Below are 21,360 nucleotides of genomic sequence, written 5' to 3'. Positions count from 1 at the left end.
TGGTTTCTCCTATCTCGCGGTGAGCGCGCAGCTGAAGCTGCCGATGCCGCTCGCTATACGGCACACGTCGCCCGTTCGCGGCTCGTGTATGTACCTGTCGTCGCCGATGTAGATGGCCACGTGGCCCGAGCGGTAGAGGATGTCGCCGGGCTTCGCCTCCGAGAGCGGTATGCGCCTGAGCTCCTCGTACTGGGAACCCGTGTAGTGGCTTATGCGGATGCCCGCCTGCGCGTAGCAGTACTGCGTGAGCCCGCTGCAGTCGAGCGCCTTGCCGGGGGTCGAGCCTCCCCACACGTAGGGCACGCCGAGCTGGCTGTACGCCGCCTCGACGATCGCGTTCCCGCTCGCGGCCGGGTCCTTCAGGTCCTCGACCGTCATGAAGTCGAGCCGGTAGAGGCCCCATTGCGCCATGATCGACTTCAGGGACTCGACGTAGGACGAGTCGGTCGCCCAGCCGGCGTCCTTGAGCCCCTCGGCCATCCTGTCCGAGTCGTGCCTCTCGATCGCCTCCTGGATGAGGGCGTTGCCCGAGTAGCGCTGCGCCTGCAGGAAGACCCTGCTGCGGAAGCGGATGCACTCGGCGTCGCCGGTGAAGCGGATGAAGCTCGCCGTGATCTGGGTGTGCTCGCCGGGCACGTACTCCTCGCTGGTGGCCCAGTTCGCCTTGCCGGCCACCTCGGGGCAGCCCGCGTAGCCCGACCACCACTTCATGCCGAAGAGGTTGTGGTCGCGCTCTGCGAGCCGGCTCATGCGGTCGCCCTGGCCGGACTCCTGGATGATCTGCGCTATGGTGCAGCCCGCCGGGTGCCCGTACTCCTCCTGGCACTCGAGCGCCGCCTCGACCATCTCGTAGGTGATGTAGGGAGGCAGCCCCTCGAGGCCCTGCTTGGAGGCCGCGTCGTCCCAGAAGCCGAACAGCGCGCTCACCAGCTGCGCGACGGCGAGCGCGCACGCGACGAAGGCCACGATGCCGGCCACCGCCCCGAGCAGGGCGGGCGCCGCGCCCGAGACCGCGCCCGCGATCGCGGAGGCGGCGCCCTTCGACCCCGCGGCTCGGGCCGCCTCGCCTGACGCCTGCGCGGCCGCCTGGGCCGTCTGGTGCTTGGCCGGGGCGGTCGCGCCGGCTGCTACGGGACCGCGCGCGCCTCCCTTGGGGGCGCCGAGCGCGGTCGCCGCCTTGCGGCTGCTCCGGGCGGCTTTCTTCGCATTCCTCTGCCGAAGCCCTCCCGCGGCCTTCTTGGCCGCATGCCCCGCGTCGTACATGCCCGAGGCGCCCTCGAGCTCCTCCGAGTCGTCGAGTTGGGAGACTGCCTCCCGGGCGATCGCCAGCTTCGCCGCCTCGACGCGCGAGCGCATCGCTGCCGCCGCGCGCCGGTCTCCGGCGGGTTGGGACAATTTGTCCCCGAGCCCGCCTTCCGGCGCATCGGGCCTGGAAGGGCGCCCCTTCGCCGCTGCGGCGGGGCCTCCCGCCTCGTCGAGCGGGCCGGCTCCCTCCGAGACGTTTCCCAGGGCGTCGCGCTCGGTCTCCGCGACGTCGCCCGCGGTGAGCACGTCGCGGCGCTGCGCCCCGACCACCTCGAGCATCCCGCCGCCCTCGCTCGGGCTCGCCACGGCTACTCCTTCGCCTCTCGCGCCGCCCGGCGCATCTCGCGCTCGGCGACCTCTGCGGGCTTGGTGTTCCACAGATCGTAGAGCGGGCCTTTAGGGAAGTCGTCGGTGATGGGCACGCGGATCCCCGCGCTGATGAGCAGCCCCTCGCCGGGCTTGACGGCGTCGCCGATGTAGCCGCGCTCCGTGGCGGAGAGCTGGAGCATCTCCGCCCATGCGTCGAGGTCGGCGGTGGACTGCTTGTGCAGCAGGAAGAACTCGGAGTTGAGCACCATGTCGCGGGCCTCGGCGTTGGCCAGCATGTGGCTCGTGTTCTGGCTGATGCCGGTGCAGATGAGGCCGAACTTGCGCCCCTCGCGCCACAGGCGGGCGAAGTACTCGACCACCGTCGGGTGCGCGAAGAGGCTCTGCACCTCGTCGATGTAGAGCCAGGTGTAGTTGGGGCGCGGCGGCGTGACCATCACGCGGTTGCGCACCATCTCGAGCGCCGTGATCATGCCGAACACGCGCATGTTCTGGCCGAGCCCGTGCATGTCGATGTTGGTGATGCGGTTGTCGAGCGCCACGTTGCTCTGGCCGTTGAAGAAGGAGAACGCGCCCTTCACGTAGCGCTCGTAGCGCAGCGCGATGTCGGCGGCCTCGGGCTCGGGCTGAGCGAGCAGCGCCGCGTGGAAGTCGCCGAGCGTGGGCAGGCGGCCGTCCTTCGCGCACTCCCGGTACGCCTCGCCGACGCAGCGGGCGATGATCGAGCGGTCGCGCTCCGGCAGGCCCTCGCGGCCCTCGGCCATGAGCGCGCTCGAGAGCGCGAGCACCGCGTCGGTCTTGTACGCGAGCTTGGCGGCGTCGGCGCGGTCCGCGACGTCGGCGGTGTCGAGGGGGTTGAGCACCGCCGAGCATCCCGGGGCGAGCTCGACGTTCGCGCCGCCGAGCGCGCCGACGAGGCTGCCGTACTCGCCGGCGGGGTCGAAGATCACGACCTCGTCCTCGGGGTGCGCGAGCACGGTGTTGGTTATCTCGCGCTTCACCGAGAAGCTCTTGCCCGAGCCGGGCTTGCCGCACACGAAGCCCATGGGGCTCGCCAGGCGCTTGCGGTCGCACAGCACCAGGTTCCCGCTCTCCTTGGACTGCCCGTAGTAGCCGCCGCCCGCCTCGTCGAGGCTCTGGCTCGCGAAGGGCATCTGCATCGCCACCTGCCCCGTGGTGAGGTAGCGGCTCACGGTGACGTGGTTGTCCCCGAGCGGGAGCACCGAGTTGAGCGCCTGGCGCTGGCGGAAGTGGAGCGGCTCGAGGCCGATCGTGCAGCCCTGCGCGACGCTCGTCACCTGCTGGACGCGGCGGTCGAGCTCCTCGAGGCTGTCGGCCCAGGTGTAGACGAGGCCCGTGTAGACGAACAGGCGCTCGGACTTGTTGCGCAGGAAGTCGAGCAGCTCCTCGGCCTCCTCCTTCGAGAAGCGCAGCTCGGGCGGCAGGATCTGGTAGTCGTAGCCCTTCTTCACGGCGCTCATCTGCTCGTCGATGATCTCTTTGTCCATCCAGTCGATCTGGCGCTTCACGAGCGCGAGCGCCTCGCTCTGCGCGATGGGCTGCACGTGCAGCGTCACGTTGAGCGGCAGCGGCAGGTCGATGATGGAGGCGAGGTAGGTCTCCTCGATGACCGACCCGAAGCTGCGCACCGCGAGCACCGCGCCGTAGCGCCCGTCGCTGCGGAAGCAGTCGGACCTGCCCTCGGGCTTGAAGTCGAGCGTGGAGGGTATGACGAAGTCCTTCGTGCGCGCGCCCGACGTCGGGGACAATTTGTCCCAGGAGAACTCGAAGCGCGACCCCGGGCGCAGCTGCCCCTGCAAAAGCTCGAGCCTCTCGGCGCCGTCGAGGGCGCGCGACGAGCAGCGTATGCGCGCGAGCGTCTGCTCCACGTCGCCCCGGATGCGCGCGAGCTTGGGCACCGCGGCGTCGACGTCGTCGGCGCCCACGGCGTAGGTCAGGTAGCGGTGGCGCACGAGGTTCGAGACGCCTTCGCGCATCTTGTCGTTGAGGATCCGGTTGTACTCTTCGGCGAGCCCTGCCGTGGCGCGCTCCCCGGGCACGAAGAAGACCTTGCGGCCGACCTCGTCGGCGGGGATGGGCGCGTTCACGACCTGGAGCTGCACGTGGGAGTCCGCCGGGAAGTAGTTGAACAGCGAGCTCATCACGGTGAAGGCCGTCTCGCGCGCCTCCTTGCGCGCGGACTGGTAGCTGATGTCGGAGAACTCGACCGTCTGGCTGAACACCCCCGGCATCACCTGGGCGATGCCGTCTTTGTACATGGCGTCGTAGCCGACGTAGGCGGCCATCTCGCGCGAGCGGTCGCGCTCCCGGCGGCGCCTCTGCCGCTCGGCCTCCGCGCCCTTCGAGGCGTCCTTGCGCCCGCCCGTGCCGCCGAGGAGCAGCCCGAGGGTGCTCGGGCGCTTCGGCCTATTCTCCTTGTTGGTTCTTGGTCGGCTCATAGAGCTCGGCTCCTTTCTTCCTGCCCCTGCGCCTCGCGCGCCGCCCCGGGCGGCCCGGGCGCGGCGAGCTCTCGGGAAGGCTCCCGGCGAGGCAGGGCTCGTACGCGAGCAGCTGCGGGGAGAGCTCGTGTGCCGCCAGGAGCGGCAGCAGCTCCTCGGCCCGCATGCCGAAGGGCCGCCAGAACCCGGCGAGCCAGAGCGGCATGCTGCAGAGCATGATCGGGAAGGCCGCGTCCGCGACGTCGGCGTGCAGGCCCAGGTGGACGAAGGCCGCCGCCCCGACGGCGCTGCCGAAGCCGAGCGACACGCAGGCGAGCGTGCGCAGGCTCATCTTCCCGACGATCTTCTCCTCGTACTCCCCGATGTCCTTCTGCACCGGTATCCTGAGCGCCATCCGCGACGCCCCCTATGCCGGCAGCCAGGACGTGTCCAGCTGCCCGAAGTAGACCGACGCGGCGATGATGATCGCGCCGCCGGCGATGGTGGATATGGCGGTCGCGATCTGCGGGCCGCCCTGCTGCTCCCTGATGGCCAGGCCGAGCGAGACCGCTCCCCACACGACCAGGAAGCCGCCGAGGAAGGTCACGCAGCCCGACACGAGCTTGATGACGTTTGCGAGCATGCTGCTCTCCTTTGCTTTCGGTTGGCGATGTTCCTTGCTGTTCCCCCCCCCCCGCGGCGGGGGAGGCCCGCGCCCGCCGCGGCCCCGTCACGAGTTGCCTTCCTTGTGCCTGCGGTACTCTGCGAAGTCGAACGGGCCACGGCGGGCCGCCTCCTCGAGCAGGCGCGAGCGCGGGTGGCGCTCGAGCCGGTACTTCCGGTCCATGAGCGGCATGCACCCGTTCACGAGCACGAGCGCGTCCTCGCGCGGCATGCGCGCCACCTCGGCGGGCTGTATGAGGTCGCGCTCGGAGATGCCCCGGTTCACGGTCCGGGTCCAGCCGGCGCCCCGCGAGTCGCTCTGCGTCTCGCTCGCCACCGTCTGCTTGCCGGCCATCTTGCTGATCTCCTCGTTGGTCTCGTTCGCCTTGCCGCCCAGGTAGAGCAGCGTGTCGCAGGCGTTCACGATGGTCTCGGCATTGTTGTCGCCGTAGGTCTCCTTCAGCTGCGAGAGAGACTGGGCGATCATCGAGACGGCGATGTTCCGGCTGCGGGTGACGGCGATGGTCCGCTCGAAGTCGGGTATGCGCCCGATGTTGGCGAACTCGTCGAAGACGAAGTGCACCGTCGTGGGCAGCGAGCCGCCGTGCGCCTCGAGCGCCTCGGCGCAAAGCGCGCTCACGGCCGTGTCCATGAGCAGGGCGAACAAGAAGTCGAAGGTCGAGTCGGTGTCGCTCATAGACGCGAAGAGTGCGACCTTGGCGTCCTCGTCGCCCATGTGGGCGAGGTCGAGCTCGTCTTTGGAGGTGAGGTCGCGCACGGCTCGGATGGACAGCGGCTTCAGGCGGACGTTGCAGCTCGAGAGCATCGACTTCATGGTGTCGCCGGCGGCAACGCGGAACTCGCGGTAGCTCGCGAGCGCGAAGTCGTCGGGCGGCGCGGGCTCGCGGACTTTGACCCACTCCCACGCGCCGTTCTCCTCGGAAAAGCCGCGCATCGACCCGCCGTCCTCCGCCGCGGCTCCTCCTCGCCTGACGTAGCGCTCGCCGGTTTCCAGCTCGCGGAACACCATGTCGAGCGGGCTCATGTAGCCCGGGTCGTCGCGTGCGTCGGCGAGCGAGAGCAGCGTGAGCAGCCCGTCGAGGTTTCGGTCGGCAGGCTCGCAGTGCATGACGAGGTAGGCCGTGAGCGCGGTGTAGACCAGCCGCTCGGCCTTCTCCCAGTAGGGGTCGCCCTTGTGGTCGGCCTCGCCCTCGGTGTTGGCGACGATGCCGCGGGCGAAGCGGATGACGCCCGCCTCGTCGCGTATGTAGGCTATGGGGTTGAAGCGCATGGAGCGCGAGAAGTCGATGGTGTCGAACGCGCGGATCTCGTAGCCGAGCTCCGCCAGCGCGCCGCCCGTCTCGCGGATGAGCGTGCCCTTCGGGTCGGTCACGAAGAAGCTGGCGTTGGCCTGCAGGAGGTTCGGCTTGACGTAGTAGCGCGTCTTGCCGGTGCCGGGTCCTCCCACCACGAGCACGTTGTCGTTGGTGTCGGTGGAGAGGTCGAACCTGCGGCTCACGAGGCGGATGCGCGCGTTGTCGGTGAGGATGATGTTGTTGTCGGGGTCCTTGGCGTCGCCGAAGGGCGCGATGTCTTTAGGCGTGGCCCACCTGGAGCTCCCGTGCTCCTCGCCGTCGCGCCGGGCCCCCTTGGACCCCAGGGAGCGCGCCCAGGCAAGGAGCGCCGCGCACGCGCAGGCGGTCCCCGCGCACAGGGGAAGCGCCTCCGTTGAGAATACGCGTCCCGCGCGGAGCGCCGCCGGGATCGCCGCCATGGCGGCCTCCGGGTCGATGATTGGGTTCGCGCCCGACGCCGCGAGGGCCGCGGCCGCGAAGTCTCCCGCGGCGAACGCCGCCGCGGCCAGAGCGGCCGCCGCCTGCCACCTCATCTCTCGGGCCCCTCGATATGCCGCGGGCCGTGCTCCCGGCCGGGGCCCTGGCTGTGGGCCCTCGACGCCTCGCGCGCACGCTCGGCGCGCTCGGCCAGCCGCTCGGGCGCCTGGCGCCTCTCGGCTATCTCGGAGAGCCGCTCCCTTGCGCGCTTGGCGGCCTTTCCCGTCTCTTGCTCGAGCTGGCGGAAAGCCTCGTCGACCTCGGGCGCGTCCTCCACCTTGAAGAGCAGCCAGTCGCGGCCCTCGCCGGGGATGATGTGGTGCTCGACCGACGCGGTGCGCAGCTTGCCGGAGACGACCTCCTTGATCGTCGCGTACTCGGGAAGCCCCGAGAGCTCCTCGAGGCTGAGCTTCGCGTAGGTCGGCACGCCCTCGGCCGCGATGGCCTCGGCGCGCCCGCCGGCGATGGTCCCGCGGATTCCCGCGAGGCGCTCCGAGAGCTCCCTCGCGCTGCGCGCCATGGCCTCGGCGCCGGCCTCCTGGCCGATTCTCAGCATCCAGTCGAGCAGCTTGCCGCCCGCCTCGTCCCCGTAGTCGCTCGCCATCCCGCGCCTCCCTTCCAGTCGAGATGAAAAAGGGGCGCCTTCGCGCCCCGGTTGTCCCTATTCGGTCCCGACGGCCCTCTCGCGCGCCATTGGGGCGCGGGCTTCCTGCCCGGCGTGCGCGCGGCTCGCCTCGCGGGCGGACGCGGCGCGCTGCGCCAGCGGCTCGGGCGCCTTCTCGTGCAGATGGGCCCACTCGCCGCTGCGGCACTGCTCCGGCGTCGCCTCGCACATGTCGCGCATGGCGCGCTCGAACCGCTCGGGCTCCTGGGCGATGGCGCCGAAGCTCCAGCTCTCGAAGCCGGTCCACGCGTCGCCGTCGCGCTTGAGCGTCCACCACTCGTCGCCGCCGTTCACCTGCTGGATGAACGCGAGGTCGCGGTAGCAGAACCCCTGGCGTATGGCCCAGTTGCCCGAGCCGAGCGCCTCGCGGAGCCTGTCGACGCTCTCCGTGCGGGAGAACTCGTAGGGGTACTCCTCGAGGAACGGGTCGTCCTGCCAGTCGAAGCCGCCGACCTTGAGCCAGCCGTTCTCCTGGCACTTCTCCACGAGCTCTTCGTGCTCGCGGCCGGTTATCCTCTCGAAGCCGTCCATGGGTCCTCCGCCTTTCGTTTGTTGCTTGGCGGGCGGCGTCCTCGCGATGGGGGCACGGTGCGAGTCGGAGCAGACGTGCGTGCTGGCGCGCCGGCGCCGCCCAAGACGTGTATAGCGATTTCGATTGCGGCGGCGACCGGGGCCGCCCGCGATGGGTCGAGCTGGGTCGAGCCGTCCGCGCCTCCACGGGAAGCGCACAAGCTAGCCGCGCCGGCGCCTGTCCCTTCCGCCGAGGTAGACGGGCCTGCAGGTCTGGGAGATTCTGCTCGCGATCGCCTCTGCCGTTACGCGCTCGCCGCGCCTTGCGAGCCTGTCCGCCAGCGCGCCCGGCGCGTAGTTCGACGTGACGATGGTCGGGCGCATGTCCTCGTAGCGCGTGTCGAGCACGCTGAACACGGTGCCGACGGACCATTCCGTCGCGTCCTCCTTGCCGAGGTCGTCGAGCACGAGGACGTCGCACTTGGCGTACCGCGCGACGGCGGCCTCGGTGCCGCCCTCGTCGAACGTGGCCTTCACACGCTCGAGCATGCCCTTGGCCGTCGTGAAGGCGACGTCGTAGCCGGCCTCGGCGAACAGCCTGGCCATAGCGGAGGCGGCGTGCGTCTTGCCGGCGCCGACGCCCCCGTGTATGTAGAGCCCGGCGCCCCCGTTGCCCGCGAACGAGGCGATGTACTCGGCGAACTCGGGGCGGTCGGCCTCGGCGGCCCAGCAACGCCTGGGGATGCCCGCGCGCGAGAGCGCCTTCTCCCGGCGGGCGGCCTCCTCCTTGGCGGCGAGGGCCGCGCGCCTTCGCTCCTCGGCCTCCCGCTCGCGGGCCGCGCCCTCGCACGGGCAGGGGGCGGCGGAGACCCAGGCGACCTTTCCCGCCAGCGCCGCGCCGAGCGGATCGAGGGCGGCGCCGCAGTGCGGGCACGTCCTCGGCTCCGGCTCGTCGAAGGAGAGCCCGGCCGCCCGGGCCTGCTCCAGGGTGATGAGTCCCGCTCGGTCCATCGGGCGCCCCCTCCTTATCTTCTGAAGTCCTTGTTGTCCCTTTTTGATATTGGGTGGCATATCGTCAGGGGTTTGCCTGACATCTCGTCAGGGGTTCGGGCTGCGAACCCTGACGGTTCGTCACCCTTGTTCGCGGCGAACCCTGTCATTTCGTCACCCTTTCGCGCCGAGAACCCTGACATCTCGTCAGGGGTTGCCAGCGCTCCGGGCGGCAGCCTCTCGCGCACGATGCGGTACCGCTTGGTGGCGTGCCCGCGCGCCGGGGCGTGCACGCCGCATTCCTCGATGAGGCCCCGGTCGAGCAGGTCGCGGATGGCGCGGTGGGCGCTGCGCTCCTGCACGTTGAGGAAGCGGGCCAGGCCGCCCTTGCTCTCGAAGTAGTCGCACCCGGCGTCGCAGAAGCCGAAGATGCGCGCGTAGACGAGCAGAGGGAGCCCCGAGAGGCCCAGGTCCGCCATCATGAAATGCCGTACCGCCGTGAACTCGCGCAGGGAGGGGCCATCGCGCCCCTTTGGGCCTGCGGCCGCCATCGGCGCTAGCTCCTTCTGGGCGAGCCGAGGATGCTGTTTCGCTCGACCCATGCGACGAGCTCGTCGTGCAGCACGATGCCGTCGCGCGTCTTGCCGCCGATGTAGCGGATCGGGAACGGGTCGTCGGGGTCCTTGGCGAGCCGGTACATGGCGTCGCGGCTGATGCGCAGCATCGCGCACGCCTCGTCGGCGCCGAATATCGCGTTGGTCGATGCGATGAGCCTCACCTGGCTCCTGCTAGTGCTCTTGGTCATGGTCGTCCTCGAGCTCCTTTCGTCTCGAGGCTCCTTCGCGTGCCCGGCCGCGGGCGGCTCCCGGGGCGGTCGTCGCCGTCATTTCCTCCCGCTCCTCGACTCGATGTAGGCGTCCACTGACGCCCTCGACACCAGGAGCTTCCTTCCGAGCCTGTACGAGTCGATCCCTCCCGACCAGATGAGGTCGTACGCCTTGTTTCGGCTCGCCCTCATGTACTCCTGCATCTCGATTACCGTCATCCATTCGCCGCGATCTTGGTTGCCCTCGGGCGCGGCGCATTCGGCTGTGCGTGCCATGGTTCCTCCAATCTTCCCGTGCGGCACCGCGCGAGGACACCGCACGGCACCGTGTGCCTTTTCGTCTGCGCGACGATTGAACCGCCTGATGTCGATTGGTGGGCACGGCGCGAGCGGAGATGGGTCGAGGTGGGTCGAGCTGGTCGGGCCTTCACGAAACGGTCATGAGCCGCATGCCTTAGCTCGTCTAAGTCCCTGAAAAGTAAAAGGCGCCCATGCGGGCGCCTGCCTAGTAGCTGGAATTGTTCGGTTGTGGTCGGAATGCTCGTATTCCGCGGTGCTGTCGTCCGGGGTCCGGCATCTGTCGTTTGCCTCTTCTGTCGTGTTTGATGTTGCGTGTTATGCGAGCGACCTTCCGCGGGCCTGCCGGCCCGTTACCCCAGGTGCACCCGGGTAAATGGTACCCATCCGCTGGGACATGGCCTGTTGCGGTTGGTGATTCGGCTGAGCGGGAGCAGACGAACGGCGCGAGGATGCGTGCCGGATTCGAGTTAGTCAACACTGGCTCTTGAATCTGGCCGATTGGAGTCGTCTCATTGCCTGCAGCTCTTCGAGCCCAATCGCGAAATAGCTGCCTCCAATGCGGCTTTATAGCCCTCTGATACTGCTTCGTAATCTCGGAAAAAGGCGAAATCGCTTTCGCAATTCCGCCCCGCAAACCCGAGGGTTTCTAACTGGAGCCTATTATGCAGCCAAGTGACATTTATCAACCCTCCGCGCGTGACAGACTCCATTGTCGGTAAACGCTCCGCCAAGGGCTGATCGCCTCCCTAGACGAGCTTCTTGCGCGTCTCCTTCAGTATGCCCTTCTTGAAATCGGACCATTTGCCGAAGAATTTCGGGTTATAGGACAAAACGTGTTGCTATGACTAGTCCCAGTCCGAACGCCAGGGGACCGACTGGTGCAGATCCTGCCAGACCAGGCCATCACCCCACTCCATCGGTTCTTCGCTTCTCTGCCCGTAGGTGATGTTGCGATATGCCCGGGCGATCTGGTCATCCGTGGGCATCACCTTCAGGATCTGCGCAGCGGGCAGGGGGCACTCCGTGTGCAGATAGCACCACCAGTAGACGGCCTTGATCCTCCTGGTGGTGCTGAGGCCCCTGTGGTCCCTCAGCATGCGTCTCAGCTGGGCGTTCACGCCGCCCTCTATCCTGTTGTTCGTTGCCGGCAGAGGCCCGAGCACGCCCGTGAGGCCAGGGTCGACGTAGGTGAAGAGCGTCCCCTGCCTGACGAGGGTCGTAAGCGAGCCTCTCGCCCTGACGAGCCTCTCGTGGGTGTAGGCCAGGTGTCCGCGCTCGTCACGGGTGCGCTCGGCCAGGAACGCACTCCAGCGCGAGCACCATGACGCGTAGGAGACCATCCAGGCGGCCGCCTGCTCGGAGCTGGCAACATGCGGCAGCCGGCACGCGAGGTCATAGGGCTCGACGCCCGCCCTAAGCTTGGGACGTGAGGTGGTGTACCTTCTGACCTGGCAGAAGGCATGGAAGGTGCAACGCTGGACCCTCGTGGTGGGCCACATGCGCCTGGCGGCCTCGGCGAACCCCGAGCCGCCGTCACCCACCACCACGCCGGGAGGGGCGATGCGGGCCAGCAGGGCCGACCAGGCACGCGAGTTCTCGCTTCTTGCCACGTACCACCCGAGGACATGCTCGTCCGTGCAGGCTATGAGCACGACGACGTCGCGAGCGACCCATATCCCGTCGACGTAGACGACATCGAAGACCTCGTCCACGAGGGGAGGCAGGGGCCATATGTCCCAGAACCTGGAGGTCCTCCTCCTGAAGGTCCTCCCGCCACCCGGCAGGTCGGACTGTCTCTCACCGGAGAGCAGCCATGTCAGGAACCCGTCCAACGTCTTCGCGGAAGCATCTATCCCATGGACGAACGTTGCCCCGCAGGCGAGGCATCTCCAGCGCTGCCTCCCTGCGGTCGTCCTGCCACTCCTCTTGGTCTTGCCCCCGCAGTAGGGGCACCTCACCTTGCCCATCGGACCGCCTGCCTCCGTCGACGTCGACACAGGCAACTAACATGGCATGTTTATGGGCATTTAGCTGGGACGATAGGCGGGATCAGCAACACGTTCTGTCCATCCTCGTAGTTGGGAGGGACCAACTATAGACCCACCTTATTGGGGTGTTACCTGCAAGAACGTGACAGATCAGCAACACGTTTTGTCCTTTAACCCAGAATTTCTCGTCCGTCGCGGTGGCCGCATGCTCCGCGTATTTGATCGCCGTGAGCTCCATGGTGCAGATGTAGTCTGCCGCCTGCGAAAGCCGGTACTCGGAGGGCTGCGCCGACCGGTAGACGACGGCGTCCTTCGACAGCGCGTACTCGACCGCGCGATGGAGGGACTCGGCGATGGAGTGCTGGCCGTTGTCGTAGTAGACCTTGACCATATCGAAGGATTGCAGCTCCGCGAGGTTGTCGAACAGGAAGTTCACGAGGTCCCTCCGCATCGTCCCCGCGAGCTTGTCGAGCGAGGCGAACTGCTTGGTCGCGTATGCGAAGGTATGGTACTTCACGGGCATGTGGCGGAAGAAGACTCGGAACGAGCCGAGCAGCATCTTGCGCGTTTTCAGATTGAGTCCAGAGTACTGGTCCTTGCCGTTCATGAGCGGCGACGCATGGAAGGGTATGTTCGGGAGCCCCTTGGCGCGAAGGGCGCCCTCATATGCCGCGATCGAATCCGCGATGCTCTCGGATTGGTCGTGCATGACGACGGTAAGCAGGTAGTGGCGGTCGGAGAGGCCGTCGCTTCCCGACTCGTCGACGAAGATGCTGAGTTCTCGCATTGTTCTCCTGGATAAGAAAAAAGCCGGGGAAAACGTCCCCGGCACTTGGAAGCCTTCCTAACGGAAAACCAATTACCTTATATCATGTACTGCCTGAAAATTCAAGGGAGCTCGAAGCGTTTTAGGACGTCAGCGGAATCTCAAAGCCCGTTCGTCAACTCATAGGAAAGCCACCTGAGACTACTCACTTTGCCTACCGATGGCGAAGACATGCGACCTGCGGTTTTGCGAACGGCGTTAAAGCCGCCCGCGCTGATTCACCTGCGATTGCAGCTGGCGGCTTGCAGGCTACAGAGCGATTGAGTTTCAAAACGGGCGTTTTCGGCGCTATCGAGCCTCCAAAGGCGGCCCGCCGCGCCCTTTGGGACAAAAACAAAAACTCAACGTCCTGAGTTTGAAAAAAGTTTTTGAAGTTGTCCCAGCTTTTGTCCCCGAAGCCGATGAAACACGACATGGCGTTACCTGGCGGCACTCGATTCGAGACGGCACCGAAAACTGGATGCAACTGGAATGACGGGACGGCAGAACCGAAGCCATCGAGTGGGAATAACCCAACGTACTTTTTACCCCTCTGAATACAGATGCAAGCCGTTGTTCCGAGTGGTTCGCTGTTGGTGCAAGCCACCCATGATTCTATCAAACGGTCTCAATTATTCGACCCTTTCCAAGGTAATTTTGAGGGGGTCGTTTCATAGCATCTACCTGCGGTTTTTCATTATTTAGAATCTTGAGACCAGAATGGTGGAACAAGAGGAAACCAGAGGGATGAACAGGGAATAAATAAAGACGCAAAAATTGCAAAGTTGAGACCACACCACTTTTCGAAGAAAACAAGGATTCGGCCGAAGTGGTCTCAAAATGGTCTCAACCCTGTTTTTGAGGTCTTTTTTGGTCTCAACTTCTACATTTGCGCAGGTAGAAAGCCCAAAACTTTTATTCAAAATTTCGGGCCAAAATTGCAAATCTTGAGACCACCTGCAAGGCATGTTGATGGTGATTGTATAGGACGCACCTAAAAGGCTTTTAAGCCTTGAAACCTGCTTTCCAGAGCTCGTACTCGGATTCGGTGATTCCGCCGCTCTGAAGGGCACTGCGCTTCCGCTGCCACGCCTTTAACGCCACTTGAAGCTTGGGCGCATCGGCAGCGAAGGGATTCATCCCTATCGACAGCCCCTGCTTGGTTTCCACCGGCTCAAGACCCAGGGAGTCTTCCATCTGGAATACCACCGTCAACAGGTCTTGAGCATTTTCGATCTCATGATCGACCAAAGTCCCCTGTTCGACCCCTAAGGCCTGCGCCATCTTGGAAAGCGCGTCCCCCTTAAGAGTCCTCGCGTTGCGTTCGTAGTTCCTGATGGCGGCATCGGTGCATCCGACAGCATCGGCAAGCTGCTGCTGGGTGAGTCCACGCTGCTTACGCAACTTCCTTATTGTTGCACCAGTATCCATTCTGCCGCTCCCTCCACTGCCTCTATCGATAGCCATTATGCATAGCATTCGCTCAGTTTGTCATCGAACGCCAAAATTCTATTTGTGTTCACGTCAAGATATTATAGAACAAATTCGTTCTAAATCTACTTGACCGAACAGTATCGTTCTCTTATAGTCATGGTAAGCACAACAGAACACTATCGTTCTATTTCGACGAAAGGAGTCAAAGTGGACGACTCTAGGATGGTTGGAGCGCAGGAAGTCTCTTCGCAGCTCAACGTTTCACGCGGATGCGCATACCGGCTCATCAGGCTGCTCAACTCGGAATTGAAGGAGCAGGGTCGCATAACGATACCGGGGAAGGTGAACCGCGAGTATTTCGAACACCGCTTCTTCGACTGCGAGTGGAAGGACGCGGCAGACCATGACCGTCTATAGAAACAAGGACAACAACACCTGGTATGCGACGTTCTACTATCGGGATGGCAAGGGGCTGCGCCACCACAAGACGAAGCGGGGCTTCGAGACGGAAGCGGAAGCACTTGTGTGGGAGCATGATTTTATTGCATACCACTCCGATTCGATGGACATGCTGTTCAGCGACTTCACAGAGCATTACATCGAAGACATCGCGCCGCGTCTGAAGTTGAACACCCTGCTGACCAAACAGTCCATCATCGAGGGCAAGATACTGCCAGCATTCGGCAGGAAACGCATGAGCGAGATAACGTCACGAGACATCCTGCGATGGCAGAACCAGCTGATGGACGGCACAGAGGACGCCGATAGCTTCTCTCCCACCTATCTGAGAACGATAAACAGCCAGCTATCGGCAATCTTCAACCATGCCGTTCGCTACTACGGCTTCAAAGCGAACCCCATGACCGCCGTCCCCCCAATGGGAGACAAGAAGGCGCCTGAGATGCTCTTCTGGATCAAGGATGAGTATTTGAAGTTCTCTAGCGAGACCATGACCAAACCTGAATCGTTCCATGCTTTCGAATTGTTGTACTGGTGCGGCCTGCGAGTAGGCGAACTTCTAGCTCTTACGCCTTCCGATTTCGATTTCAAGACCAAGATCCTGAACGTAGACAAATCTTACCAACGACTTCGGGGCCAGGATATCGTGACCGCCCCCAAAACAAAGAAGTCGGTACGCAAGATCGTCATGCCCGCCTTCCTCTGCGAGGAGACAGAAGAATACCTGGATACCCTGTTCGGCATTAAGCCTGATGAACGCATATTCATGTTCACCAAGAATTTCCTTCATTACGAGATGAAACGCTGCAGCAAGGCTGCTGGCGTCAAGGCAATACGGGTGCATGATCTTCGCCATAGCCATGTTTCGCTCTTGATTAACATGGGTTATTCCCCGTTGGCCATAGCAGATCGCCTTGGCCATGAGAGTATCGACATCACATTTCGCTACGCCCATCTGTTCCCCAATGTCCAAGAAGGACTGGCTGATTCTCTGAGCGATGAAAGGGGCGATCTCTGATGCCCTGTCCCAACGCCGCGAGGCGGCGAAGCACGACCGTGAGCTTTCGATGCACTCCAGAAGAGAGCGAGATGATCGACCGGCTCGTGGCGATGAGCGGTATGACCAAACAGAACTACATCGTAAAACGTCTTGGTGACAACAGCATCAGTGTCAGCGCAAGCGTGCGTCTCTACAAGGGGCTCAAGGACGCCGCCAAAAGCATCTATCTCGAACTACGACGGATACACTCATCGGGTGATATGAGCCAGGAAGCCATTGCCGTGATGGAGTCGTTTGTCAGCATACTCAAAGACCTCGGGAACTATGACGAAAACGAGCTCTCGCAGACAGAGGCCGATGCTCACAGCATGTTGAACATGAAGCGGGAGTAGCGGCCTGATACGTTGCCGGTACGCGTAATCCGGCGAATAGACCGACAGCCTGCCATCAACTTATCTCATATAGCCACCCTCGCAGCCAAGCGCCCCGAAAACTCCAACCGCTCATTTACTGATAGGCAGCCAATAAGCCACACACTGCGCCTGGCACATTGCATCCATGAAACCATCCGCTTCCCTTCCCCCTTGGCGTCCTCTTGGACTCTGCAGGCTCACCCAGAACCCGGGTTGGCGCGCAAGGGCCGCAAAAACTTTTTGACCGGCGGTTTCTCTATCTGACTTCCAATCAAAAACTCAAGCGCTGACGCGTTTTAGCTTTCCCCCTTGCGCTGACCCGGAACATGGGTGACTTCAGAGCTACAAGGTTCGCTCAAAGGGGGCGAGCCACAGAGCAGGAGGTCATTATGGAAGCAACTATCAAGGACAAGGCAATGCGTGGCATCGGCACCTTTCTGGAACGTCGCGGGATGGAAATCCTCGAAACCGGCTGGGCTCACGGCAAGGACAAGATCGACTACGTGGCCGACGACGAGGGTGAATTGGTATTCATCGCCTGCAAGATCCGCGAGAACACCGGCAAGGGCATCGGTGACGAAAACCTCGACCGCGACATGTTCGAACGCATCGCTGCAGCCTATCTGGCAGAGCACATCGACCTTCCCGAGGGAACCGTTCGATTCGACGTCGTGTCCATGCTCGTCCTAGGCGACAGCAAGGCTCTTCTTCGCCACCACCGGAATGCGCTCTCCGTGGCCGGTAACGACCTCGACTAGCCGCGAAAGCGGGCGGGAGCCGTAAGGCTCCCGCTTTACTCAACATGAGTGATAATCCGATTAGTCAGTGTGTCGAATACAGCACGCTCAATTTTGGTCTTCATCAACCTGATATTGTTATAACGACCTGCATTTTGCAGGAACCATTCTCGAACACCTTTTTCGTCAATATAAGATTTATCGTCTTTGTCGAGATGTTTTACTGTTTCATCAAAATGCCTGCTAGCGATTTGCCGTTTCTCATCAACCCCAAGCTCTTCAAACTTCACGCACGCACCGATTCTTGAAAACATGGCAGGACCAAGCACACGGCGCATTTCGCTTTCGGAGGAAAAGTTTGAGGTGCATATGAACAATGCATTTGGAAGGCTGACCTCATAATAGGTATCAAGAAAAATACCTTCATCAAACAGCTGATAAAAGGCATTGTAGAATCTTGGGTCAACCTTATCGAACTCATCAATCAAGATGACATTCGACTCCCTTGCAAGCAGGTCACGGGCGAAGCTAACGTGTGAATGTTCCGCTCCAAAAACATAATTATATGCTTCTGAAGTCTGCATCATCGAAAACTGAATCCGAGTAAGCTTCCCACCGAGAATGGTGCTCATACATTTTGCGGTCTCCGTCTTGCCAACGCCTGAAGGACCATAGAACATGAGAACAGCGGGTCTTTTTGAATTCATAACAGATAGCTGGTAAAGTGAACTGATAAGATGCGTTTTACAGGCCTCTTGTCCAAGAATACCCGACTTCAGTTTCTCATATACAGTTTTTAGAGAACCCTTCCTTATCCGCTTATAGTTTGAGGTTCTGATCTCGATACTATCCGGAAAAGCTGTTCGCAGGGATGCTTCTGCCTGGCGTGGAGGGTTCTGGACATACAAGGTATCGAAATCATAGCTTTGGGTAACGATGTTGGCGAAATTGGAAATGACATGACCGACAACTGAGCCGAAATCGTCGGCACGCACAATGCAATTATCGACATGCTGCGCTTCGTCCAAATCGAGATCAGGGACAGCGTAATCGCTTGCTCTTACTCGTTTGTTGTACGTTCTGATAGCCTCGAGAAACTCTACACTGGTCTCATTTTCTCCGATTGACTTCGACAACAGCTTTTCGAAGTCCTTGCCAGAACCCTTAAAAAGCACAATCTTATTAGCCATTGTTCTGCACACCCGCCAAAAGCACGTCATACATTACAAGCGGAGGCCCATTCTTCCCGGATGGAGTGCTACTGACGTCGCCGGTGATAGGGAAATCAGGGTTATCTGTCGTGTTAATCCCCTCTACATGAAGCTCGTTGTTGATATCAAGCTCCTCGATCCTGCAGGTTCCAACTCGCACAGCGTATATCGTTAGGTTCATACGAAGCAAATCCGACGCTTTATAGTTATTCTTGAATACCGAATTATTAAAGCGAAAGACAACTTCTTCACTTTGTGAATCTTCAGAATCTTTTCCAAGAAACTCAAAATAGCCTTTGGCGTTATTCAAGGTGCTATCCAGCTTATCAACGGCGATATTGAAGTCACCGGCTGGAATCCCTTGTCCGCTTCTCATCATCGAAAGATAGGGTGTCATGAGCGCAAAATTTGACATAGTATTATCAATAGCTTGTATCCTAAATCCCTCGAACTTCCGAACACCGGATTTCTCATTATCGGGTACATCTACAATTTCTAAGAAATCCGTCAATACGGTATTAGTGACAATGCTCTTTGCGACAAGACTGGTGTCAAAAGAAGCCGATGCGGAACCGCTGGCTGAAGCTTCCGCATTGAAGCCAAATAGCAGTTTTAGCGCACCGAAGCCACCAGAAACTCTTGCTTCAGCACTTGCGTCTGCCTGTTTTGCGGTGTCTTCTTTGAGTTCTGTGTAGAGTGAAAGCTCGCCACAATTAACGATTTGAATATAGTCAGAGACTGACCCCTCATCGAAATAGACAATCTTACAGATTGACTCGGTTTTTTCTGGATGCTGCTTCTCTTTTTCCGACATTCAGAACCTCCATAATCCCCGCTAGAACATTGTTGCTTCATACGTATAGTTTATGGCAGAGTTTTTTGAAGCTCTTGGCCTGTACGAGCACCTTTTCGAACACTTCTTCTTTCGTTTTCTTAGCCATCTCGATGCTTCCTATTCACTGGTTAGATCGTTGATTAAGCACATGCGCACATAAGCACTGAAGCTCATGCCCTTTAGTGCAGCTTGTTCCTGAGCTGCATCCTTTAAATTCTTGGGGATACGCAACGTTATGGCCATTTGACCACCGTCGGCCAGATAACGTCTCTGCTCGGTTTCCGGCAAACCGCCGATCACCATGTCGGCAAAGTTTTCGTGAGACACGCTACCTCCCTTATTGCATTGATAATGCAATACAAATTGTAGCAGAAAGTTAGACAATAATGCATAATGCTCGGAACACGAGTCCACCAAAGCTGGGGCACTCCTGAAAAGCTGCCCCATTAAGAGTCCTTATTCGGAAACACTCTCGAAATCGGAAGTCGCAGTATGGAGAGCATTCTCGCGGAAGAGATAATTGCTCAAAAAGCGAGGCGACAAAATCAAATTACTGCCAAAATCGTTTATCAAAACCGAACGTTTTCGTTCTATTCTGGTGTATACTGATGGCGTAATACAAGTCTCCGATTGAAACCGCACGGGCTCTCATCTTCCACATCTCTGCCGAGAACCCGTGTCAATGTAAAGGAGAGCCGCTATGCGTACGCTCGCAATCAGCAACTACAAGGGCGGCGTGGGCAAGACCACCACTGCCGTCAACCTGGCATCGATCTATGCCAGACAGGGAAAACGCGTCCTGCTCATCGACCTCGACCCACAGGCTTCCACCACTGATTTTTTCGGAGCCTACACCGAAGCCGATGCCAATGGCATCAGCAGCGTTGGGTTGCTCTACCAGAACAAGCCCGTGTCTGAGGTCGTCCACGAGACGAGCGTCCCGAACCTGTCGCTTATCCCCTCCACCATCGAACTGGTGGACCAGAACGAACTGGTGCTGCGCGAGCAGAGGCTAAAATTCGCACTCGACGACGCCTCCGATGATTACGACATCACCATCCTCGACTGCTCACCTGTCATGAAGCGCCTTGCATTCAATGCCTATCTGGCCGCCGCCGAAAACGGCTGCGTCATCATTCCCGTGAAGCTCGATGCCACCGTCATGCGCGGCACCGCCCTCACGATTTCCGCCATACAGTCCATAGCCGACGCGCTGCGCATGCCGACGCCGAGGTGGCGCGTGCTTCGCACCTTCGTCCCTGGGCTCATGACCAACGCCGAAGCGACGGGCGCTGCGGTGCTAGACCGCTATTTTCCTACCGAGCAATTCGTCACCCAGATCCACGCATCCGCGAAGGTCTGCGAGGGCAGCTGGTCGTGGCAGCCGGTCGTGGCCTTCGAGCCGAACAGCCGCCCAGCCAAGGACTACGAGGCGCTTGCCGAGGAGCTGGGCGGCCATGTGTGCTAAAGCAGCGGAGGCTGCAAACGGTTTTTCGATAACGGGCCTTCTGGACTCGCAGGCCAAGACGCGCGAGCGTTATCCCGTGATTGAGATTTCCGTCGCAGACATCTGCGACCACCCCAACAACGTCATCTATTCCATGGACGAATCCGAGATCGTCAAGCTCGCGCGCTCCATCGAGAAGGACGGGCTCACCGACCTGCCGCTTGTGCGCAAGCTCGCAGATGGATCGTGGCAGATGCTTTCGGGACACCGGCGCAAGACGGCCTTCAGGCTGCTGTCCGAGACGGACCCGCGCTTCGAGAAGATGCCCTGCCGTGCGGTTGATTCGGTCAGCGATGCCCAGGCGCTCACGCTGTTGCACACCGCTAACCTCTTCACGCGCCAACTCTCGGCAACGGAGCGGGCGGCGGCCAGCCGCGCCCTAGGTGCAGAGGTCGAGCAGATGCGCGCGACGACGCCGGAGCTTACCGGCAGGCGTACCGAGGACATCAAGGCTGCCATCATCTCAGAGCAGACAGGACGCAAGGTCTCCGGCAAGACTATCCGCCGCCAGGAGGCGCTGGCAGACAGGATCGAGAACCTCACTCCAAGTTGGAAACAGAGCGCCGAGAAGAGGGAGCTGTCCGCAGAGGCAGTCGAGAGGCTATCGCACATGAGCGCAACCGAGCAAGACGAGCTCTACAAGCGCGCCGGAAAGACCATCGCGACAAAGCGCGAGCTTAGCGCCCTCATCGCGACGGTGGATGCGGAAGCGGATGCGGCCGACAAGGACCTTCTTCGTGCCGACCGTGCGCTGAAGGCGTTCGTCGCCCGCGGCCTCGGCAAGCTCTCGCCCCAAGACCGCACCGTCGTCGACTCGATCGCGAAGAGCTTCGCGAGGCTTCGGGAGGTGAACTGACAGCCATCATCCGGCTCAAAGCCCCTTCTGAGCCAATCCTAGCAAGTCGCCTATTTCGTAATACATACGAAATAGCACTTGCCGCCCCACCCCGTCGCCTTTGGAGTTTCCCTTGGGTCGCAGAAACCGGGCAAGCCGGTTCCATGCGACCGATGGCGGCGACAGTGGAGCGGGCGTTGAAGGCGCCGACCGCAGACGCGGCCTCCGTCTTCAAGCGGGGGATGCCCCGCGCCCCTGAAAAACACATGCCGGTCTTCCAC

Annotated in this window: 23 protein-coding genes; 6 read left to right on the top strand and 17 right to left on the bottom strand. The window is 61.7% G+C overall.

What is annotated here, in order from left to right; genetic code table 11:
* Window positions 1-9: 9 nt before the first annotated feature.
* The 14 genes from DMP08_RS04875 to DMP08_RS04800 form a co-directional block, all read right to left on the bottom strand.
* The gene (locus DMP08_RS04875) at window positions 10-1,611 is read right to left on the bottom strand and encodes a glucosaminidase domain-containing protein (protein WP_244596809.1); all 1,602 of its coding nucleotides are present in this window, start codon (window positions 1,609-1,611) and stop codon (window positions 10-12) included.
* 2 nt (window positions 1,612-1,613) lie between these two features.
* The gene (locus DMP08_RS04870; protein WP_123191845.1) at window positions 1,614-4,091 is read right to left on the bottom strand and encodes a VirB4-like conjugal transfer ATPase, CD1110 family; all 2,478 of its coding nucleotides are present in this window, start codon (window positions 4,089-4,091) and stop codon (window positions 1,614-1,616) included.
* Window positions 4,060-4,485: a PrgI family protein gene (locus DMP08_RS04865; protein WP_123191844.1), complete on the bottom strand. Its 426-nt coding sequence runs from the start codon at window positions 4,483-4,485 to the stop codon at window positions 4,060-4,062. Before DMP08_RS04865 ends, DMP08_RS04870 begins: the two co-directional genes overlap by 32 nt.
* A gap of 12 nt (window positions 4,486-4,497) precedes the next feature.
* Complete coding sequence (locus DMP08_RS04860) at window positions 4,498-4,713, bottom strand: hypothetical protein (RefSeq protein ID WP_006234636.1); 216 nt, start codon at window positions 4,711-4,713, stop codon at window positions 4,498-4,500.
* 87 nt (window positions 4,714-4,800) lie between these two features.
* Window positions 4,801-6,621, bottom strand: a complete 1,821-nt coding sequence (locus DMP08_RS04855) for a VirD4-like conjugal transfer protein, CD1115 family (RefSeq protein WP_123191843.1) — start codon at window positions 6,619-6,621, stop codon at window positions 4,801-4,803.
* Window positions 6,618-7,169: a hypothetical protein gene (locus DMP08_RS04850; RefSeq protein WP_123191842.1), complete on the bottom strand. Its 552-nt coding sequence runs from the start codon at window positions 7,167-7,169 to the stop codon at window positions 6,618-6,620. Before DMP08_RS04850 ends, DMP08_RS04855 begins: the two co-directional genes overlap by 4 nt.
* A gap of 57 nt (window positions 7,170-7,226) precedes the next feature.
* Window positions 7,227-7,760: a peptide ABC transporter substrate-binding protein gene (locus DMP08_RS04845; RefSeq protein WP_123191841.1), complete on the bottom strand. Its 534-nt coding sequence runs from the start codon at window positions 7,758-7,760 to the stop codon at window positions 7,227-7,229.
* A 201-nt stretch (window positions 7,761-7,961) separates the two neighbouring features.
* Window positions 7,962-8,750: an ATP-binding protein gene (locus DMP08_RS04840; RefSeq protein WP_161555419.1), complete on the bottom strand. Its 789-nt coding sequence runs from the start codon at window positions 8,748-8,750 to the stop codon at window positions 7,962-7,964.
* Window positions 8,751-8,764: 14 nt separating this feature from the next.
* On the bottom strand, window positions 8,765-9,280 hold the full coding sequence (locus tag DMP08_RS04835; protein ID WP_123191839.1) for a helix-turn-helix domain-containing protein: 516 nt from the start codon (window positions 9,278-9,280) through the stop codon (window positions 8,765-8,767).
* Window positions 9,281-9,285: 5 nt separating this feature from the next.
* On the bottom strand, window positions 9,286-9,534 hold the full coding sequence (locus DMP08_RS04830; protein ID WP_123191838.1) for a helix-turn-helix transcriptional regulator: 249 nt from the start codon (window positions 9,532-9,534) through the stop codon (window positions 9,286-9,288).
* A gap of 78 nt (window positions 9,535-9,612) precedes the next feature.
* Window positions 9,613-9,831 (bottom strand): helix-turn-helix domain-containing protein, encoded by a 219-nt coding sequence (locus tag DMP08_RS04820; RefSeq protein ID WP_123191837.1) that lies wholly within the window; start codon window positions 9,829-9,831, stop codon window positions 9,613-9,615.
* An 869-nt stretch (window positions 9,832-10,700) separates the two neighbouring features.
* The gene (locus DMP08_RS04810; protein ID WP_123191836.1) at window positions 10,701-11,822 is read right to left on the bottom strand and encodes an IS1249 family transposase; all 1,122 of its coding nucleotides are present in this window, start codon (window positions 11,820-11,822) and stop codon (window positions 10,701-10,703) included.
* An 82-nt stretch (window positions 11,823-11,904) separates the two neighbouring features.
* Entirely contained in the window at window positions 11,905-12,630 is a 726-nt protein-coding gene (locus DMP08_RS04805) for a DUF3800 domain-containing protein (protein WP_244596807.1), read from the bottom strand.
* A 1,023-nt stretch (window positions 12,631-13,653) separates the two neighbouring features.
* On the bottom strand, window positions 13,654-14,079 hold the full coding sequence (locus DMP08_RS04800; RefSeq protein ID WP_123191835.1) for a helix-turn-helix domain-containing protein: 426 nt from the start codon (window positions 14,077-14,079) through the stop codon (window positions 13,654-13,656).
* Window positions 14,080-14,289: 210 nt separating this feature from the next.
* On the opposite strand from DMP08_RS04800, the gene DMP08_RS04795 reads away from it, so the two are divergent.
* From DMP08_RS04795 to DMP08_RS04780, 4 genes are all read left to right on the top strand, one after another.
* Entirely contained in the window at window positions 14,290-14,499 is a 210-nt protein-coding gene (locus DMP08_RS04795; protein WP_244596805.1) for a hypothetical protein, read from the top strand.
* On the top strand, window positions 14,486-15,559 hold the full coding sequence (locus tag DMP08_RS04790) for a site-specific integrase (protein ID WP_123191834.1): 1,074 nt from the start codon (window positions 14,486-14,488) through the stop codon (window positions 15,557-15,559). The genes DMP08_RS04795 and DMP08_RS04790 overlap by 14 nt, the downstream gene beginning before the upstream one ends.
* Window positions 15,559-15,933 (top strand): plasmid mobilization protein, encoded by a 375-nt coding sequence (locus DMP08_RS04785; RefSeq protein ID WP_420541185.1) that lies wholly within the window; start codon window positions 15,559-15,561, stop codon window positions 15,931-15,933. The genes DMP08_RS04790 and DMP08_RS04785 overlap by 1 nt, the downstream gene beginning before the upstream one ends.
* Before the next feature lie 410 nt (window positions 15,934-16,343).
* On the top strand, window positions 16,344-16,712 hold the full coding sequence (locus DMP08_RS04780) for a YraN family protein (RefSeq protein ID WP_123191832.1): 369 nt from the start codon (window positions 16,344-16,346) through the stop codon (window positions 16,710-16,712).
* Between the two features lie 35 nt (window positions 16,713-16,747).
* Here the strand turns inward: DMP08_RS04780 and DMP08_RS04775 are convergent, their stop codons facing one another.
* From DMP08_RS04775 to DMP08_RS04765, 3 genes are all read right to left on the bottom strand, one after another.
* Window positions 16,748-17,881, bottom strand: coding sequence for an AAA family ATPase (locus DMP08_RS04775; protein ID WP_123191831.1), 1,134 nt, complete (start codon window positions 17,879-17,881; stop codon window positions 16,748-16,750).
* Window positions 17,874-18,716, bottom strand: a complete 843-nt coding sequence (locus DMP08_RS04770; protein WP_123191830.1) for a DUF6414 family protein — start codon at window positions 18,714-18,716, stop codon at window positions 17,874-17,876. Before DMP08_RS04770 ends, DMP08_RS04775 begins: the two co-directional genes overlap by 8 nt.
* 138 nt (window positions 18,717-18,854) lie before the next feature.
* Window positions 18,855-19,064, bottom strand: a complete 210-nt coding sequence (locus tag DMP08_RS04765; RefSeq protein WP_244596804.1) for a hypothetical protein — start codon at window positions 19,062-19,064, stop codon at window positions 18,855-18,857.
* Window positions 19,065-19,437: 373 nt separating this feature from the next.
* On the opposite strand from DMP08_RS04765, the gene DMP08_RS04760 reads away from it, so the two are divergent.
* Both DMP08_RS04760 and DMP08_RS04755 read left to right on the top strand, forming a co-directional pair.
* Window positions 19,438-20,205, top strand: a complete 768-nt coding sequence (locus DMP08_RS04760; RefSeq protein ID WP_123191829.1) for a ParA family protein — start codon at window positions 19,438-19,440, stop codon at window positions 20,203-20,205.
* The gene (locus DMP08_RS04755; protein ID WP_123191828.1) at window positions 20,195-21,100 is read left to right on the top strand and encodes a ParB/RepB/Spo0J family partition protein; all 906 of its coding nucleotides are present in this window, start codon (window positions 20,195-20,197) and stop codon (window positions 21,098-21,100) included. Before DMP08_RS04760 ends, DMP08_RS04755 begins: the two co-directional genes overlap by 11 nt.
* Window positions 21,101-21,360: the final 260 nt, after the last annotated feature.

This window comes from Paraeggerthella hongkongensis (assembly GCF_003726035.1).
GTDB classification, from domain to species: domain Bacteria; phylum Actinomycetota; class Coriobacteriia; order Coriobacteriales; family Eggerthellaceae; genus Paraeggerthella; species Paraeggerthella hongkongensis.
This window is presented reverse-complemented; position numbering and strand designations above follow the sequence as displayed.

Excerpts from the sequence above, each read along its gene's own strand:
- DMP08_RS04870 (WP_123191845.1), bottom strand. The coding sequence starts at position 4,091 with ATGAGCCGACCAAGAACCAACAAGGAGAATAGGCCGAAGCGCCCGAGC.
- DMP08_RS04865 (WP_123191844.1), bottom strand. The coding sequence starts at position 4,485 with ATGGCGCTCAGGATACCGGTGCAGAAGGACATCGGGGAGTACGAGGAG.
- DMP08_RS04860 (WP_006234636.1), bottom strand. The coding sequence starts at position 4,713 with ATGCTCGCAAACGTCATCAAGCTCGTGTCGGGCTGCGTGACCTTCCTC.
- DMP08_RS04855 (WP_123191843.1), bottom strand. The coding sequence starts at position 6,621 with ATGAGGTGGCAGGCGGCGGCCGCTCTGGCCGCGGCGGCGTTCGCCGCG.
- DMP08_RS04850 (WP_123191842.1), bottom strand. The coding sequence starts at position 7,169 with ATGGCGAGCGACTACGGGGACGAGGCGGGCGGCAAGCTGCTCGACTGG.
- DMP08_RS04845 (WP_123191841.1), bottom strand. The coding sequence starts at position 7,760 with ATGGACGGCTTCGAGAGGATAACCGGCCGCGAGCACGAAGAGCTCGTG.
- DMP08_RS04840 (WP_161555419.1), bottom strand. The coding sequence starts at position 8,750 with ATGGACCGAGCGGGACTCATCACCCTGGAGCAGGCCCGGGCGGCCGGG.
- DMP08_RS04835 (WP_123191839.1), bottom strand. The coding sequence starts at position 9,280 with ATGGCGGCCGCAGGCCCAAAGGGGCGCGATGGCCCCTCCCTGCGCGAG.
- DMP08_RS04830 (WP_123191838.1), bottom strand. The coding sequence starts at position 9,534 with ATGACCAAGAGCACTAGCAGGAGCCAGGTGAGGCTCATCGCATCGACC.
- DMP08_RS04820 (WP_123191837.1), bottom strand. The coding sequence starts at position 9,831 with ATGGCACGCACAGCCGAATGCGCCGCGCCCGAGGGCAACCAAGATCGC.
- DMP08_RS04810 (WP_123191836.1), bottom strand. The coding sequence starts at position 11,822 with ATGGGCAAGGTGAGGTGCCCCTACTGCGGGGGCAAGACCAAGAGGAGT.
- DMP08_RS04805 (WP_244596807.1), bottom strand. The coding sequence starts at position 12,630 with ATGCGAGAACTCAGCATCTTCGTCGACGAGTCGGGAAGCGACGGCCTC.
- DMP08_RS04800 (WP_123191835.1), bottom strand. The coding sequence starts at position 14,079 with ATGGATACTGGTGCAACAATAAGGAAGTTGCGTAAGCAGCGTGGACTC.
- DMP08_RS04790 (WP_123191834.1), top strand. The coding sequence starts at position 14,486 with ATGACCGTCTATAGAAACAAGGACAACAACACCTGGTATGCGACGTTC.
- DMP08_RS04785 (WP_420541185.1), top strand. The coding sequence starts at position 15,559 with ATGCCCTGTCCCAACGCCGCGAGGCGGCGAAGCACGACCGTGAGCTTT.
- DMP08_RS04780 (WP_123191832.1), top strand. The coding sequence starts at position 16,344 with ATGGAAGCAACTATCAAGGACAAGGCAATGCGTGGCATCGGCACCTTT.
- DMP08_RS04775 (WP_123191831.1), bottom strand. The coding sequence starts at position 17,881 with ATGGCTAATAAGATTGTGCTTTTTAAGGGTTCTGGCAAGGACTTCGAA.
- DMP08_RS04770 (WP_123191830.1), bottom strand. The coding sequence starts at position 18,716 with ATGTCGGAAAAAGAGAAGCAGCATCCAGAAAAAACCGAGTCAATCTGT.
- DMP08_RS04760 (WP_123191829.1), top strand. The coding sequence starts at position 19,438 with ATGCGTACGCTCGCAATCAGCAACTACAAGGGCGGCGTGGGCAAGACC.
- DMP08_RS04755 (WP_123191828.1), top strand. The coding sequence starts at position 20,195 with ATGTGTGCTAAAGCAGCGGAGGCTGCAAACGGTTTTTCGATAACGGGC.